Source organism: Salinirubellus salinus, from assembly GCF_025231485.1.
GTDB lineage: Archaea > Halobacteriota > Halobacteria > Halobacteriales > Haloarculaceae > Salinirubellus > Salinirubellus salinus.
On record NZ_CP104003.1, the window covers coordinates 2,985,725 to 2,999,779 of the forward strand.

Sequence of the window (14,055 nt, forward strand, 5' to 3'; positions counted from 1 at the left end):
GGGCGCAGGTCGCTCACGACCGCTGCTCGTCGGCGAACGTCCCCGTCGCCCCGTCGGCACCCGCCAGCAGGTAGCCGCCGAAGGCCGGCAACCAGAGGATGAGCGGGTAGACGACCCACCGCTCGATCCCCCCGCCGCCGAGGAACTCGAGCGGGTGGGAGCCCCGGACGACCAGCCCGAAGAAGAAGACGCTGAGGAGAACGAGCAGGGAGATGCCGCCGAAGAGTCCACAGAGGAACGAGAACGGTCTGGAGACGACCCGAGCGGAGAGGAGGACCGTGATGCCCCCGGCGAAGAACGTCAGCAGCGCGAAGATGCCGTGCCAGGGCGTCACGTTCCCCGGAAAGACGCCGACGCCGAACGCCCCGACCCCGAACACGGCGAGCGCGAGCGGGAACCCACGGCGGTCCACGGTCCGGTAGAGGAGGTACGCCGAGAGGACCACCACGGCCCCGGTTACGAGCATCGTCGTGTTGAAGATCGTCGCGGACGGCTCGTGGATGACAGGGTTCGGCGGGCGGGTCGAGCCCAGGTCGCTGATGTCCTGTCTCGTCGAGTAGTTCGGATAGAGGACCTCGGCCGTGATGATGCCCATGAAGCCGACGAACCCCGCCACGGTCAGCCCGAAGCCCGCTGCCGACGGCTCCGAGAGCCCGAGGCGCGACTGGAGGGTGCTGTCGTCGTTCATCTGGGAGGTAGAAATTCACAGGGGGTGACAAGACTTTCCATACACGGCGGCGCGGGGCTCGCCGCCGCCCCCACTACGGCACCCGCGCGTCCACCACGACGTGTTCGACACCCGCGCTGTACCCCTTCACGACCCGTCGGTCCAGCACCTCCACGGAGCGGCCGGCACGCTCGGCGGCCGCCTCGACCCGCCCGACCGGCCGGTCCCACAGTTCGGCCGTCGGTGTGGCCTCGTGGAGGTGGAGGACCCCACCCGGACGGAGCGCCGCCACCGCCGAATCCAGCCGCTCGTGGGCCTCGTAGTGGCCCATCACGACCCGGTCGACCGGCTCCTCGACGGCCACGTCGGCACAGTCCGCGCGGTACGCCTCGACGCGCTCTTGCACCCCGTTCAGGACGGCGTTCTCGACGAGGTAGCGGTACGCGGTGGGGCGAAGCTCCGCCGCCAGCACCTCCGCCCCCGCCCGCGCCATCGGGAGGGTGAAGTAGCCGATGCCGGCGAACATGTCGAAGACGCGCTCGCCCGCCTCCACCCGGTCGGCCATCCCCGCGCGTTCGGCCTCGTTCCCCGGCGAGAACATCACCTCGGCGAGGTCCATCGCGTAGCGCGTGCCGTGTTCGGTGTGGACCGTCTCGGTGTCGCCCTCGCCGGCGAGGACCTCCACCTCGGGTTCGCGGGTCTTCCCGGCGATGCCCTCCCGCGCGAGGACGGTGTCGGCCTCGCCGTGGAGTGCGAGCAGGGCTTCGCCCACGGATTCGGGGTTCGGACAGCCCGCCACGTCGACGAGGACGACGCTCCCGACGACGGCCCACGAGGCGGGGACCGCGTCGAGGTCGTCCTCCTCCCACCCCTTCGAGCGCAGGATGTCGTGGAGGCCGCGCTCGCGTCGCGGGAGGTCGCTCTCCACCACGTCGCGGACGGCCGTCTCGCTCGGGCGGGCGGTGACCGGCAGGGCCACGGTGTCTGCGTCGTGTGCCTCGACGCGCCGGGTGTCGTCGTAGACGCCCTCGGTCTGCAGGGAGGCGATGGCCGCCTCGGCGTCGGGCTTGGCGACCACCGCTGCGAGTCGCGAGTCGCTCACTGCTCCGTGTCGTCCTCGTCGCTCTCGTCGGCCTGCTCCGGGACGACGTGCAGGCCCGCCCGCGATTTGAGCACCGTCACGGTCTCGGCGTCGTCGGGCACGGTGTCGGGCCGCGGGATGGTCTTCGCCTCGTAGGTCTCCGGGTCCAGTACCTGCACCGCGTGGTCGTCCTCGACGGTGACGACAGTGGTCTCCACGGCGTCCTCCTTCGTCCCGAGGACGCGGGCGTCGGGCTTCACGCCCTCATCGTGACTGGCCTCGTAGTGCTCGCCCGTCTCCACCCGGGTCCCCTTCAGGTTCCCGTGCGCGGAGGTGACGAGGACGGGGCCGTCGCCGTCGTCGAGGTCGATGACGTCGCCGGGGGTGAACGGCGGCAGGCGCGCGAGGAACGTCACCCGGTAGACCTCGTTGCCGTCGCCGTCCTCCGTGACGAGGGTCTCGTTCGCCGTGACCTCGCCGCCGAACTGGCGGGTGATGCGCTGGGCGATGCCGTTCGCCATCTGGTGGGAGGAGATCTTCATGTCCACCCCGTCGCTGTTCCGCTGGATCTCGGTGATGAACGCGTTCCGGTCGCCCTTGGCCTCGCGTTCGCCGATGTAGTCCTCGGCGATCTCGACCGAGCGGTCCACCTCCTCCTTCGTCGGGGTCCGGTCGGTCCCCCGTACCTGGATGAGCGCGGCGTAGAAGTCGCCCGCGATGCGCCCGCACCGGGTGCAGGTCTGCCGGGCGACGTAGACGGGGACGGTGACCTCCTCCTCGACGGGGGTGCCACGCACCGTACCGGTGAACAGCGAGTGCATCCGGATGGTGTTCTGGTCGACCTGCTCGGGTTCGACCATCCACTGGACGTCCTCGGCCTCGAGGTGGACCCCGAGCGCCGCGGTGGTCTCCTCGACGGCCACGTCGGTGTAGTCCTGCGCGCCCACGTCGACCCAGCGGTTCCCGCGGTGGACCGCGCCGCACTGCGCACAGACACGGACCTCGATGCGGTCCGGGGCGTCGACGAGGTCGAAGTCCTCGAAGTAGCAACTGTCGCAGAGCATCGCGTCCGGGTCGCGTGGCTCGCCGGGGCGGGGTTCCTCGGGCGGGTCCATCGCGTCACCACACCGGGGGCAGAAGGACCGTGATTCGCTCATTGGTGTCTCCTAGTCGCGTCGTCGCGTTTAAACCGTGTGTTACCACCCGCTCCGCGGGTGCGCGAGAGAAGCGAGCGGATCACCTCCGCCGACCGGGGCGAACACTCAGACGGACGTTCCGGGTGTGGGCCGGTACTCGCGGACCATCCGTCCGACCACCGAGAGCACGACGAGGAGTCCGACCACGAGCAGTGCCACGCCGAAGACGGGGTCGAGGAAGTGGTAGAGGAGCCAGCCGGTGGTGACGTTCACGCTGGCCAGCGCGAGTGGGTAGATGGTCTGTACGAGGTACATCGTTCTCACTCCGGGCTACGCGGGGACGTGTTAAGGAATCTACCAAAGCTCAAACGTCCGGTTGAGTGTACGGTGTGGTACCACTGGTGTCGGTGGGGTGTGGCCCGCCGGACGGCACGCCCGTCACCGGCGAGCGTGTCGACTGCTGCCGCCGTGCCAGTTCGTTTCCGACACCCGACCGCCTATCTACCGACCCGTCGAACCCTCGCTGATGACACGAAACGTCGAGGAGATAGACGGCTTCGGCTCCCGTCGCTCGACCGCCTACGCCGAACGCGGGATGGTCGCCACGAGCCAACCGCTCGCGGCGCAAGCGGGGCTGAACACGCTCCGGGACGGCGGGAACGCGTTCGACGCGGCCGTCGCCACGGCCGCCGCGCTCAACGTCGTCGAACCCACCTCCACCGGCCTCGGCGGCGACGTGTTCGCGCTCTACCGGACCGCCGACGGCGAGGTGGGCGCGATGCGGGCCTGCGGGGGCGCCCCCGAGGGTGCCACGCGCGAGAAGGTGCGCGAGGCCGTCGCCGACGAGGGTGAGGACCCGAGCGAGGCCGAGATGCCGATGCTCGGCCCGCACACCGTCACCGTTCCGGGGACCGCCCGCGGGTGGGAGGCCACCGTCGAGGAACTCGGCACGATGAGCCTCGCCGAGGTGCTCGGGCCTGCCATCCACTACGCCACCGAGGGGTACCCGGCCTCACCGGTCATCGCCGACGCGTGGTCCTACGCCGAGGACCTCTTCGAGAACGAGAACGCGCGCGAGGCCTATCTGGTGGACGGGGAGCGCGCACCCGAGGAAGGCGAGGTCGTCCGCCTCCCGAAGCTCGGCGCGTCGATGCAGACCATCGCGGAGGAGGGCGCGGACGCGCTCTACGACGGCGAGATTGGCGAGGCCATCGTCGACGAGGTGCAGAGCGCGGGCGGCTTCATGGAACTGGACGACCTCCGCTCGTTCGAGGTGGAGTGGCCCGACCCCGTCTCCACGACCTACCGCGGGACGGAGGTCTGGGAACTCCCGCCGAACAACCAGGGACTGATCGCCCTGGAGGCGCTCAACGTCGCCGAGGAACTCGGGGTCCACGAGTACGCTGCCGACGACCCGGAGCGCTACCACTACCTCGCGGAGGCGATGGCCGTCGCGTTCGAGGACGGCCACCACTACATCACCGACCCCGAGTTCGAGGACCACCCGCCGCTTGGATCGAAGGACTGGGCGAGGCGCCGGGCCGCCGACGTCGGCCCGGAGGCGGGCGACCACACGTGGCTCGAATCGCCGGCAGAGGACGCCGACACGGTCCTGCTCTGCGTGGCCGACGACGAGGGGAACGTCGTCTCGTACATCAACAGTCGGTTCGCCGGGTTCGGCTCCGGCCTCGTGGCGGGCGACACCGGCATCGCCCTGCAGAACCGCGGGGCGTCGTTCTCGCTCGACGACGACCACCCGAACCGCCTCGAACCCGGCAAGCGGCCGTTCCACACGCTCGTCCCCGCCGTCGCGCGGTTCGACGAGGACGACTGGGCCGCCTTCGGCGTGATGGGCGGGTACATGCAACCGCAGGGTCACCTGCAGGTGCTGACGAACGTCCTCGACTGCGGGATGGGCGCGCAGGCGGCACTCGACGCCCCACGCTGGCGCTACCGCGAGGACGGTTCGGTCGCCGTCGAGGCCCGGATGCCCGCCGCCGTACAGCACGGCCTGCTGCGCCGTGGCCACGAGGTGAGCGTCTCGCGGCCGCTCCTGTTCGGCGGCGCACAGTTCGTCCGGTCGCGCGCTGGGGTGCTGGAGGGGGCCACCGAGCCACGGAAGGACGGCGTCGCGGTCGGGTTCTAGGTTCGTTCCACCTTCCGACCGCCAGAATTCGACTTCCGTCGGGCGTCTTGGTGAAAAATTGTTGTTTCCAATCAACGGATATTTTATACCCTAGTTCATGGTGTGGGTATGTCACGCGATACCAGCGGACGGAATATCGACCGACGAGACGTACTCAAGGGTCTCGGGGTGGCGGGCATGGCCGGCCTCGCCGGCTGTGCCGGCGGTGACCAGACGCCGACGCCCGGCGGCGAGGGCGACGGTGACGGCGACGGCGACTCGACGCCCGAGCCGACGGCGACGCCGGAGAAACTCGGCGACCGACTCGTCGACCCGGACGGCGATCAGGTGACGCTCTCGGCGGTCTACTCCACGGGTGGGCAGACCACCGAGACGACGATGGAGTTCGTCAAGCAGGAGCTCGGCAAGGTGGGCATCAACGTCGAACTCACCGGCGTCCAGTTCCAGTCGATGCTGGCGAACTACGCGCAGAACAAGCCCAGCGAGGACGCCACGGCGACGTTCAACGCCGGCTCGCGCGACGAGTCTACCTCGGCCAAGCAGTGGGACATGATGGGTGGCATCGGCTTCAACTCCTACCCGCTCACGCCGACGTCCATCCGGCCGTTCTGGATCGACGTGGCCAACGAGTCGGCGTCGGTCAACTTCTACGGCTACAAGCCCAGCGAGCCCATCGCGCCGAAGCTCGACGAGGCGTCCTCGTCGACGGACACGGCCACGCGGCAGGAGCTGTTCTCGACGGTGTTCGGCATCCTCTCGCGGGACCAGCCGTGTAACTTCCTCACGTTCGACACCGACCTGCTCGGCTTCCGCTCGGACGTGAACGGGCTGGGCGAGGAGAGCTTCCAGTTCGGCTACAACTACCAGAACCGCTACTTCGGCAGCGGCGACCCGACGGTCGGCGGCACCTACACGAACGGGGCGGCCTCGGGCGCGAAGACGCTCAACCCGCTCCGCTCGAACGACACCTCCTCCGACGCCCGCATCAACCTCACGATGGACGCGGCCTACGTGCTCAACGACGACAACGAGTTCGAGGGCCGCTGGTTCGAGTCCTACGAGGCCAACGACGCGCTCGACACGTACACGTTCACACTGCGCGACAACCTCCAGTGGGGGGCCGGCTACGGCCAGATGACCGCCGAGGACTGGGTCTACTACATCCAGAACGTCCGGCAGGCCGAGCCCAACTGGGCCGGCGACGTGAACCACGGCGACTGGTTCGTCGGCGGCGAGCCCATCGAGGTGTCCGCGCCGAGCGAACTCGAACTCGAGGTCTCGCTGCCCGACACGGACCCGGCGTTCGTCAAGAAGCCCGTCCTCTGGGGCGCCTACTGTCTCCCCAAGGGGCTGGTCGAGCCGTACTACGAGCGCGTCCAGGAGGCCGACGGGCAGGAGGCCAAGGCCGCCATCGGCAACGAGATGAACGAGGACGAGGAGATCCAGACGCTCGCGTACACCGGCAACCTCGGGCCGTTCGACTTCGAGCGCTGGGACCGCACGTCCGTCTTCGTCTCCACGAAGGACCCGGACTACTACGGTGCGGGCACCATCTTCGCGGAGGACGTCCCGTACTTCGAGCAGTCCCAGATCCAGGTGTTCGGCGAGCAGTCCACGCGGCTGGCGGCGCTGCGCACCGGCGAGATCGACTACACCGCGCTCCCGCCCGCGCAGGTCCAGGAGTTCGAGAACAACAGCGACGTGAACGTCCTCAAGGTGCCGAGCGCGTTCTGTAACATGCTGGTCTACAACCAGCGTGCCAACGGCTGGGCGGAACTGCGCAAGCCCGAGGTCCGCCAGGCCCTCTCGACGGCCGTCTCGAAGACGACCGTCGCCGAACAGATCAACCGCGGCGCCGCGGCCCCGGCGTACACGCACCAGCCGGAGTTCTCGCAGTGGTTCGACGACTCGAAGGTCACCCGCTTCGGTGGCCCCGACTCCACCAGCATCGGCGGCGCCCAGCGGATGCTCGCCGACGCGCTCCCCGACGGCTACGAGTTCCGGTAACCCACCGGACCCGTCCGCTTCGCTAGGAACTATGGATACGCACCCAATCTATCCGGATAGACCATGAGCATGCGCTGGTACGTCGCTCGCCGGCTGGCGTGGGCGGCAGTCGCGACCCTCGTCGTGCTGTCGGGGTACTTCGTGCTCCTGCAGTTGGCGCCGGGTGACGGCCGCGCAGCCTTCGCGTTCTCGGCGGCGACCGAGGGTGGCAACGCCACCGCCGCCAAGGAGACGTTCGACCAGGTCCGCGGTATCGGCGGCCCGCTCCACGAGCAGTACATCGACTTCATGTCGAACATGCTCGTCGGCGACTGGGGCTGGTCGTTCACCCGCAACGAGCCGGTCATCGACGCGATGGCGAAGGCGTACCCGTACTCGCTGCAGTACGCCGTCCCGTCGACGCTGCTGGCCATCGTGTTCGGCTACGGCATCGGGCTCTACTCCGCGACCCACCAGTACACGCTGACGGACTACTTCGGTACGTTCGTCGCGTTCTTCGGCATCTCCATCCCGAACTTCTGGTTCGGCATCATGCTGATACTGGTGTTCGCGGTGTCGGCCCCGGAGGTGACGCTGTTCGGCGTCGAACTGCTGCCGTTGCCGTCGTTCTACCAGACGGGCGTGGTCGAGGAGCACGGCATCTTCTCGTACGAGAACGTTCGCCAGCTGATCATGCCCATCGTCGTGCTGACGACGGCCTCCATCGCGGCGAACATGCGCTACTCGCGGGCCGAGGCGCTGGAGTACGTCCACGCCGAGTTCGTCAAGACCGCCCGCGCGAAGGGGGCCGGCGACTGGCGTATCCTCACCCGCCACATCCTGCGGCCCGCGATGGTCCCGCTGATGACCATCTTCATCGCGGACCTCCTCGGGTTGCTGTTCGCGGGGGCCTACCTCACCGAGGTGGTGTTCCAGATCCCCGGCCTCGCGTTGCTCTCGTTCAACGCGCTCATCAACCAGGACACGCCGCTCGTGATGGCGACGACGCTCGTTCCCGTGTTGCTGTTCCTCGTGGGGAACCTGCTGCAGGACCTCGCGTACACGGTGCTGGACCCGCGGATCGACTACGGTGACCGATGATGACGGAGATAGAGGTACACGATGGCGACTGACGACTCGTTCCGCGACGTCGACTGGGACTCGATGGGCGGTGCGGGGCTCACCCCGCGGGAGACGGCGATGCTGGTCTTCGGCGGCGTGTTCCTCGCGCTGCTCGCGTTCGACTTCCTCGTCCTGCACGACGGTCTCAACTGGGTCTCCGGGCTCGTCGAGGGGCCGCAGTTCCAGTGGGTGACCGAGCAGGAGGGCGCACCACTCCCGTTCGGCGTCGACCTCTCGACGTCCGACTGGCTGCTGGTGCTCACCCTCGCGGTGATGCTGTTCTACGGCGTCTGGCCGCTGTACGACAACCCCCGGCTGGCGGCCTACTACTGGCGGCGCTTCCGCCAGAACAAGGCCGCGATGGCCAGCGCGGTCTACCTGCTGGTCATCTTCGCCGTCGGGATGGTCGGCCCGGCGTTCATCGACCAGCCCGAGCTGGCGTTCGACCAGGTCTCACAGCCCCCGATCTACACCAGCACCCCGATGTCCACCACGGGGGGAGCCTGCGTCGGCGACACCGTCACGAAGACGGTGACGACCAACGGGCAGGCGGTCCCCACGACGTTCTGTCAGGGCTCGTGGGCCCACCCGCTCGGCACCACCAACGAGGGGAAGGACCTCGTCGACCTGCTGGTGCTCGGGATGCGCGTCTCGATGAAGGTGAGCCTCATCACGATGCTCCTCGTGATCTCCATCGGGAGCCTCGTCGGGACGACCGCCGCCTACTACGGCGGCTACGTCGACGAGGTGCTGATGCGCTACGTCGACATCCAGGGGACGTTCCCGTCGTTCTTCCTGTTCCTCATCCTCGCGTACCTGTTCACGCCGACGCTGGGGCTCCTCATCGCCCTGTTCGGCCTGCTCGGGTGGGAGGGGACCTCCCGGCTGGTGCGCTCGGAGGCGCTCCAGCGGACCGAGGAGGAGTACGTCCAGGCCGCGGAGAACGCCGGGGCGAGCGACGGATGGATAATCCGCCGACACATCCTGCCGAACGTGTCCACGACCGTCATCACGAACGCGACGCTGCTCATCCCGTCGTTCATCCTGCTGGAGGCGGCACTCGCCTTCCTCGGGCTGACCGACCCCTCGGTGGCGTCGTGGGGCAAGACCATCTCGGCCGGCCGCGACTACCTCAGTTCGGCGTGGTGGATCGCGACCCTGCCGGGGGTCTTCCTCTTCTTCACCATCCTCGCGTTCAACATGGTGGGCGACGGGCTGCGTGACGCGCTCGACCCGCGCTCGGGTGGTCGCTCGTGAGCCACAACGGCCAGTCGGCCGCCACGGCCGACGCGAGCGAGGAGCCGCTCCTCTCGGTTCGTGGCTTGCAGACCTACTTCGACACCGACAACGGCACCGTCCGTGCCGTCGACGGCGTCTCGTTCGACGTCGAGCGCGGCGAGACGGTGTGTGTCGTCGGCGAGTCGGGATCGGGCAAGACCGTCGCCTGCGAGTCGGTGACCAAGCTCATCGACATGCCGCCCGGCCGTATCGCCGGCGGCGAGGTCCTCTTCGACGGCGAGGACCTGGCACAGGCCTCCGAGAAGCGCCTCAAGCAGATCCGCGGTGGTCGCATCGGCCACGTGTTCCAGAACCCGCAGGGGGCGCTGAACCCGGTCTACACCGTGGGCGACCAGATCGTCGAGGCCATCCGCATCCACAGCGACCGCTCGAAGTCCGAGGCACGGGACCGCGCCGTCGAGTTGCTCGACCGGGTCGGCATCCCGGAGGCCGCCTCGCGCGCCGACGAGTACCCCCACGAGTTCTCGGGCGGGATGAAACAGCGCGTCGTCATCGCGATGGCGCTGGCCGGCGACCCGGACCTGCTCATCGCCGACGAGCCGACGACGGCGCTCGACGTGACCATCCAGGCCCAGATCCTCCGGCTGTTCGAGGACCTGCAAGAGGAGTTCGACATGAGCATCGTGTTCGTCACGCACGACCTCGGCGTGGTCGCGCAGATCGCCGACCGCGTCGTCGTGATGTACTCGGGGAAGGTGATGGAGCGGGGCGACGTGTTCGAACTGTTCGAGCAGGCCGCCCACCCGTACACGCAGGCGCTGTTGCGCTGTCTCCCCGGTCGGGGCGACGTGAGCGAGGCCATCGGTGGCTCGCTCCCCGACCCCACCAACCCGCCCAGCGGCTGTCGGTTCCACCCGCGCTGTCCGCACGCGGTGCGCGACTGCCAGACGGGTGACCAGCCGCCCATGGCGGCCGTCGACGACCCCGAGGACGAGGGCGACGGCGACACGGACGACCGGGAACACCGCGCCTCGTGTGTCTACTACCGGACCGGCTACAACGCCGACACGGTACGGCAGACGGCGCCTGGAACGACCGGCGAGGCGAGCGCCCCCGGGAGCAGTACCGGCGCCGGGACGGAGGGGGGTGACGACTGATGAGCCTCTTCTCCGTCACCGGCCTCGAGAAGCACTACCCGCTCACGCAGGGGGTGCTCAAGCGCGAGGTCGGTCGGGTGCGTGCGGTCGACGGCATCTCGTTCGACGTGGACCGCGGCGAGACGGTCGGTGTCGTCGGCGAGTCCGGCTGTGGGAAGTCCACGGCCGCCACCTCGATGCTCCGGCTGGAGGAGCCGACCGGCGGCTCCATCCAGTTCGACGGCGAGGAGGTGACCGACTACTCGAAGGCCGACCTGAAGGCGTTCCGCCGGCGCGCCCAGATGGTGTTCCAGGACCCGACCTCCTCGTTCGACCCGCGGATGTCCATCGGGGACAGCATCGAGGAGCCGCTACGCATCCACGGGATGCGCGACCGCAAACGGCGCCGTCGCATCACCGAGGACATGCTCGAACGCGTCGGACTGGGCGCGGAGGTGGCCGACCGCTACCCGCACGAACTCTCGGGCGGGATGAAACAGCGGGCGGCGCTCGCGCGTGCGCTCGTGGTCAACCCGGACCTGCTCGTCGCGGACGAACCCGTCTCCGCGCTCGACGTGAGCGTGCAGGCCGAGATCCTCGCGCTGCTGGAGGACCTGCAGGCCGAGTTCGACCTCGCGGTGGTGCTCATCAGCCACGACATGGGTGTCGTCCGGCAGGTGTGTGACCGCGTGAACGTGATGTACCTCGGCGAGGTCGTCGAGCAGGGGCCGACCGAGGCCGTCTTCGACGACCCGCAACACCCCTACACGGAAGCGCTGATGGCATCCATCCCGCAGCCCGACCCGCGGCTCCGGGGCGAGGGTGTCGAGTTGACGGGCGACGTGCCGAGTCCGTCGAACCCGCCCAGCGGCTGTCGGTTCCACACCCGGTGCCCGAAGGTCATCCCACCGGCGGACGTGGACATCGACCAGACGGCGTTCCGTCGGGTGATGGACCTCCGCTCGCGGCTCCGTGGGGAGATCGACGTCGACGCGCTCCGGGAGCGTCACGAGGCCGAACAACGTGAGGTCTCGGACCGAGCGAGCGGTGGAACCGCGAGCCACGAGACGACCGTCGCGACCGTCCGCGAGGAGTTCGACCTCCCCGACCTCCGCGACCCCGAGGCCGACCGCGCGGTGCGCGAGGCCCTCGAGGAGATCGCACGGGGCGACCAGGATGCCGCCCGCGAGCGGCTCGCGACGGCGTTCCCGACGGTGTGTGAGCGCCACGACCCGCCGCTCGAACGGGTTGGCGAGCGGCGGACGACGGCCTGCTTCCGACACGAGGCGGTCGAGTCGCCCGAGGACCGGAGCCACGCCTCCGTCGAGGCGGTGGACCGGTCGGACGACTGAGCGGCCTCTCGACCACTCGCCTCCCCCCGACCGAGAACCTTTCAAGCGGCCGTCGCCTCCATCTGGTATGGAGTGGAAACCCGACTGGGGGCTGCGGGGCCGCATGGTGTTCACCATGTTCCTGCTGTTCGCCCTCTACGTCGGCTTCGTCGCCGTCCTCAGCCTGCTCCGCGCGGACCTCCTCGTCATCGTGGCGGTCATGAGCGTATTCCTCGTCGCGCAGTTCTTCTTCAGCGACAAGCTCGCGCTCTACTCGATGGGCGCGAAGGTGGTCTCGGAGGAGGAGTACCCGCAACTGCACGCGATGGTCTCGCGGCTGGCACAGCAGGCCGACCTGCCGAAGCCGAAGGTGGCGGTCGCCGACTCGCAGGTCCCGAACGCGTTCGCCACCGGTCGGTCGCAGAAGAACAGCGCCGTCGCGGTGACGACCGGCATCATGCGGACGCTCGACGAGGACGAACTCGAGGGGGTCATCGCCCACGAACTCGCGCACATCAAGAACCGCGACGTGGCCGTGATGACCGTCGCGTCGTTCCTCTCGACCATCGCGTTCCTCGTCGTCCGCTTCGGCATCTACTTCGGCGGCGGTCGGAACCGCAACGGGAGCGTCCTCGTGGCCATCCTCGCCTCGCTGGCCGTCTGGATCATCTCGTTCTTCCTCATCCGGGCGCTCAGCCGCTACCGCGAGTTCGCCGCGGACCGGGGCGGTGCGGTCATCACGGGCCAGCCCTCGGCGCTCGCCTCGGCCCTGCTGAAGATCTCCGGGCGGATGGACCAGGTGCCACAGGAGGACCTGCGCGACACCGCGGAGATGAACGCGTTCTTCATCATCCCCATCAAGTCCGGTGTCGTCGGACGCCTCTTCTCGACGCACCCGTCGACGGAGAAGCGCGTGGAGCGACTCCGGCAACTCGAGAAGGAACTGGAGACCTCGCGCGTCTGAGCGCAGGGGCTTTTGCGCCGGGCCACCTCGTTCCGCCAATGGGCATCATCGACACCCTCCGGTCCGCCCTCGGCCTCGGTGCCGAGGACGCCGCCAGCCGCCGGGCCGACCCGGAGGACCTCTTCGGGATGACGACGGCGTACGTGACGATGGAGGCCGAACTCGGCTACGCGCCCACCGGCGACGCCGGCCTGCTGTTCAACGGCGTCGACTCCTCGCAGTTCCGGCGGGCCGTCGAGGAGATCGAGGCCATCCTCGAGGCGGGTGCCGAGGAGACCGGCACCGAGTTCGAGGTGCGCGAGGACAGCCGGGGTGGCGAGTGGGTCGTCCTCCACGACGACGACTTCGAGGACCTCGTCACCTCGGTCCACTTCGCGGCCGACCAGCTCTCCGAGGAGGGGTTCGGCTCGCGGCTGCTCTCGGCCGTCTTCGCGTTCGGCGGGAACGACAAGCGGGTCTACTGGCTCTACTCGTTCCGCCGTGGGGCGTACTACCCGTTCGTCCCGAAGCGGGGCCACGAGCGTGACTCGACGGCCGAGGTGAAACTGGAGTCCGTCCTCGACGGGGAGCTGAACGTCGAGGACGACACCTCCTACTGGTACCCGCTCTGGTCGGACACGCCCGGTGGGCATCCGTGGGAGTGAGCAACGTCGACGGCGTTGCGAACGTCGATGCGCGAGGAGTGCCAGCGACGAGTTTACCGGCAGTGAGCGTTCCGCCGGAACGCGAATCTCGGTGGACGAGTGCAACGAGTTTACCGGCAGTGAGCGTTCCGCCGGAACGCGAATCTCGGTGGACGTGCCCGGGGCGATGACCGCGCCCGACCCCCAGCCGTACGACCACTACCGCGCGGCGGACGGCGGCCCGCTCCCGGCCGGCACCTACCGTGTCGTCGGCACCCGCGACGGGGTGACGCTGCTCTACGTGACCGACGACGGTGGGCGGCGCGTCCACGCCGGGCGGCTCGAGCGCGTGGACCGGGCGACGCTGGCCGACCTGACGCCGGTGGAGGGACCGGACGACGACGCCGACATCGGGACGGCACTCTACTACTCCGCTCGCGCGGTGCCGGGGAACCTCGTGGCCCGGCCGGTGCAGGTGACGCTGGCCGTCGCGCTGTTCGCGCTCTCGGTGGTCGGACCGGGGGTCGTCTCGCTTCCACCGCTCGCGTTCGAGGCGGCCGAGGTGCTGGCGGCGCTGGCACTCGGGACCGCCGCCGCGGGTCTACCGCGGACCGGGCGCTGAGC

The 14,055-nt window shown here is 69.1% G+C and carries 13 protein-coding genes; 9 read left to right on the forward strand and 4 right to left on the reverse strand.

All coding sequences use genetic code 11. The features are described from left to right. Positions 1-13: 13 nt before the first annotated feature. The 4 genes from N0B31_RS15675 to N0B31_RS15690 form a co-directional block, all read right to left on the reverse strand. The gene (locus N0B31_RS15675) at positions 14-688 is read right to left on the reverse strand and encodes a DUF998 domain-containing protein (RefSeq protein WP_260592564.1); all 675 of its coding nucleotides are present in this window, start codon (positions 686-688) and stop codon (positions 14-16) included. A gap of 73 nt (positions 689-761) precedes the next feature. Further along, complete coding sequence (locus tag N0B31_RS15680; protein WP_260592565.1) at positions 762-1,769, reverse strand: class I SAM-dependent methyltransferase; 1,008 nt, start codon at positions 1,767-1,769, stop codon at positions 762-764. Then, entirely contained in the window at positions 1,766-2,905 is a 1,140-nt protein-coding gene (locus N0B31_RS15685; protein ID WP_260592566.1) for a 60S ribosomal export protein NMD3, read from the reverse strand. The genes N0B31_RS15680 and N0B31_RS15685 overlap by 4 nt, the downstream gene beginning before the upstream one ends. A gap of 105 nt (positions 2,906-3,010) precedes the next feature. Continuing rightward, positions 3,011-3,199, reverse strand: a complete 189-nt coding sequence (locus N0B31_RS15690; RefSeq protein WP_260592567.1) for a hypothetical protein — start codon at positions 3,197-3,199, stop codon at positions 3,011-3,013. A 211-nt stretch (positions 3,200-3,410) separates the two neighbouring features. On the opposite strand from N0B31_RS15690, the gene ggt reads away from it, so the two are divergent. The 9 genes from ggt to N0B31_RS15735 all read left to right on the forward strand — a co-directional run bounded on the left by ggt (position 3,411) and on the right by N0B31_RS15735 (position 14,053). After that, positions 3,411-5,030: a gamma-glutamyltransferase gene (gene ggt / locus N0B31_RS15695; protein ID WP_260592568.1), complete on the forward strand. Its 1,620-nt coding sequence runs from the start codon at positions 3,411-3,413 to the stop codon at positions 5,028-5,030. Positions 5,031-5,138: 108 nt separating this feature from the next. After that, positions 5,139-7,037, forward strand: a complete 1,899-nt coding sequence (locus tag N0B31_RS15700) for an ABC transporter substrate-binding protein (protein ID WP_260592569.1) — start codon at positions 5,139-5,141, stop codon at positions 7,035-7,037. Positions 7,038-7,100: 63 nt separating this feature from the next. After that, a complete protein-coding gene (locus N0B31_RS15705; protein WP_260592570.1) occupies positions 7,101-8,117 on the forward strand; it encodes an ABC transporter permease in 1,017 nt (338 codons plus the stop codon). Positions 8,118-8,138: 21 nt separating this feature from the next. After that, positions 8,139-9,395 carry an ABC transporter permease gene (locus tag N0B31_RS15710; protein ID WP_260592571.1) on the forward strand — a complete coding sequence of 419 codons (1,257 nt, stop codon included), beginning with the start codon at positions 8,139-8,141 and terminating at the stop codon, positions 9,393-9,395. Beyond that, entirely contained in the window at positions 9,392-10,534 is a 1,143-nt protein-coding gene (locus tag N0B31_RS15715) for an ABC transporter ATP-binding protein (protein ID WP_260592572.1), read from the forward strand. Before N0B31_RS15710 ends, N0B31_RS15715 begins: the two co-directional genes overlap by 4 nt. Further along, positions 10,534-11,865, forward strand: coding sequence for an ABC transporter ATP-binding protein (locus N0B31_RS15720; protein ID WP_260592573.1), 1,332 nt, complete (start codon positions 10,534-10,536; stop codon positions 11,863-11,865). Before N0B31_RS15715 ends, N0B31_RS15720 begins: the two co-directional genes overlap by 1 nt. Positions 11,866-11,932: 67 nt before the next feature. Beyond that, on the forward strand, positions 11,933-12,808 hold the full coding sequence (gene htpX, locus N0B31_RS15725) for a zinc metalloprotease HtpX (RefSeq protein ID WP_260592574.1): 876 nt from the start codon (positions 11,933-11,935) through the stop codon (positions 12,806-12,808). A 38-nt stretch (positions 12,809-12,846) separates the two neighbouring features. Continuing rightward, positions 12,847-13,452 carry a PspA-associated protein PspAB gene (gene pspAB / locus N0B31_RS15730; RefSeq protein WP_260592575.1) on the forward strand — a complete coding sequence of 202 codons (606 nt, stop codon included), beginning with the start codon at positions 12,847-12,849 and terminating at the stop codon, positions 13,450-13,452. Positions 13,453-13,618: 166 nt separating this feature from the next. Beyond that, positions 13,619-14,053, forward strand: a complete 435-nt coding sequence (locus N0B31_RS15735; protein ID WP_260592576.1) for a hypothetical protein — start codon at positions 13,619-13,621, stop codon at positions 14,051-14,053. Positions 14,054-14,055: the final 2 nt, after the last annotated feature.

Coding starts and splice junctions, on each gene's coding strand:
- N0B31_RS15675 (WP_260592564.1), bottom strand. CDS start 688: ATGAACGACGACAGCACCCTCCAGTCGCGCCTCGGGCTCTCGGAGCCG.
- N0B31_RS15685 (WP_260592566.1), bottom strand. CDS start 2,905: ATGAGCGAATCACGGTCCTTCTGCCCCCGGTGTGGTGACGCGATGGAC.
- N0B31_RS15690 (WP_260592567.1), bottom strand. CDS start 3,199: ATGTACCTCGTACAGACCATCTACCCACTCGCGCTGGCCAGCGTGAAC.
- ggt (WP_260592568.1), top strand. CDS start 3,411: ATGACACGAAACGTCGAGGAGATAGACGGCTTCGGCTCCCGTCGCTCG.
- N0B31_RS15700 (WP_260592569.1), top strand. CDS start 5,139: ATGTCACGCGATACCAGCGGACGGAATATCGACCGACGAGACGTACTC.
- N0B31_RS15705 (WP_260592570.1), top strand. CDS start 7,101: ATGAGCATGCGCTGGTACGTCGCTCGCCGGCTGGCGTGGGCGGCAGTC.
- N0B31_RS15710 (WP_260592571.1), top strand. CDS start 8,139: ATGGCGACTGACGACTCGTTCCGCGACGTCGACTGGGACTCGATGGGC.
- N0B31_RS15720 (WP_260592573.1), top strand. CDS start 10,534: ATGAGCCTCTTCTCCGTCACCGGCCTCGAGAAGCACTACCCGCTCACG.
- htpX (WP_260592574.1), top strand. CDS start 11,933: ATGGAGTGGAAACCCGACTGGGGGCTGCGGGGCCGCATGGTGTTCACC.
- pspAB (WP_260592575.1), top strand. CDS start 12,847: ATGGGCATCATCGACACCCTCCGGTCCGCCCTCGGCCTCGGTGCCGAG.
- N0B31_RS15735 (WP_260592576.1), top strand. CDS start 13,619: ATGACCGCGCCCGACCCCCAGCCGTACGACCACTACCGCGCGGCGGAC.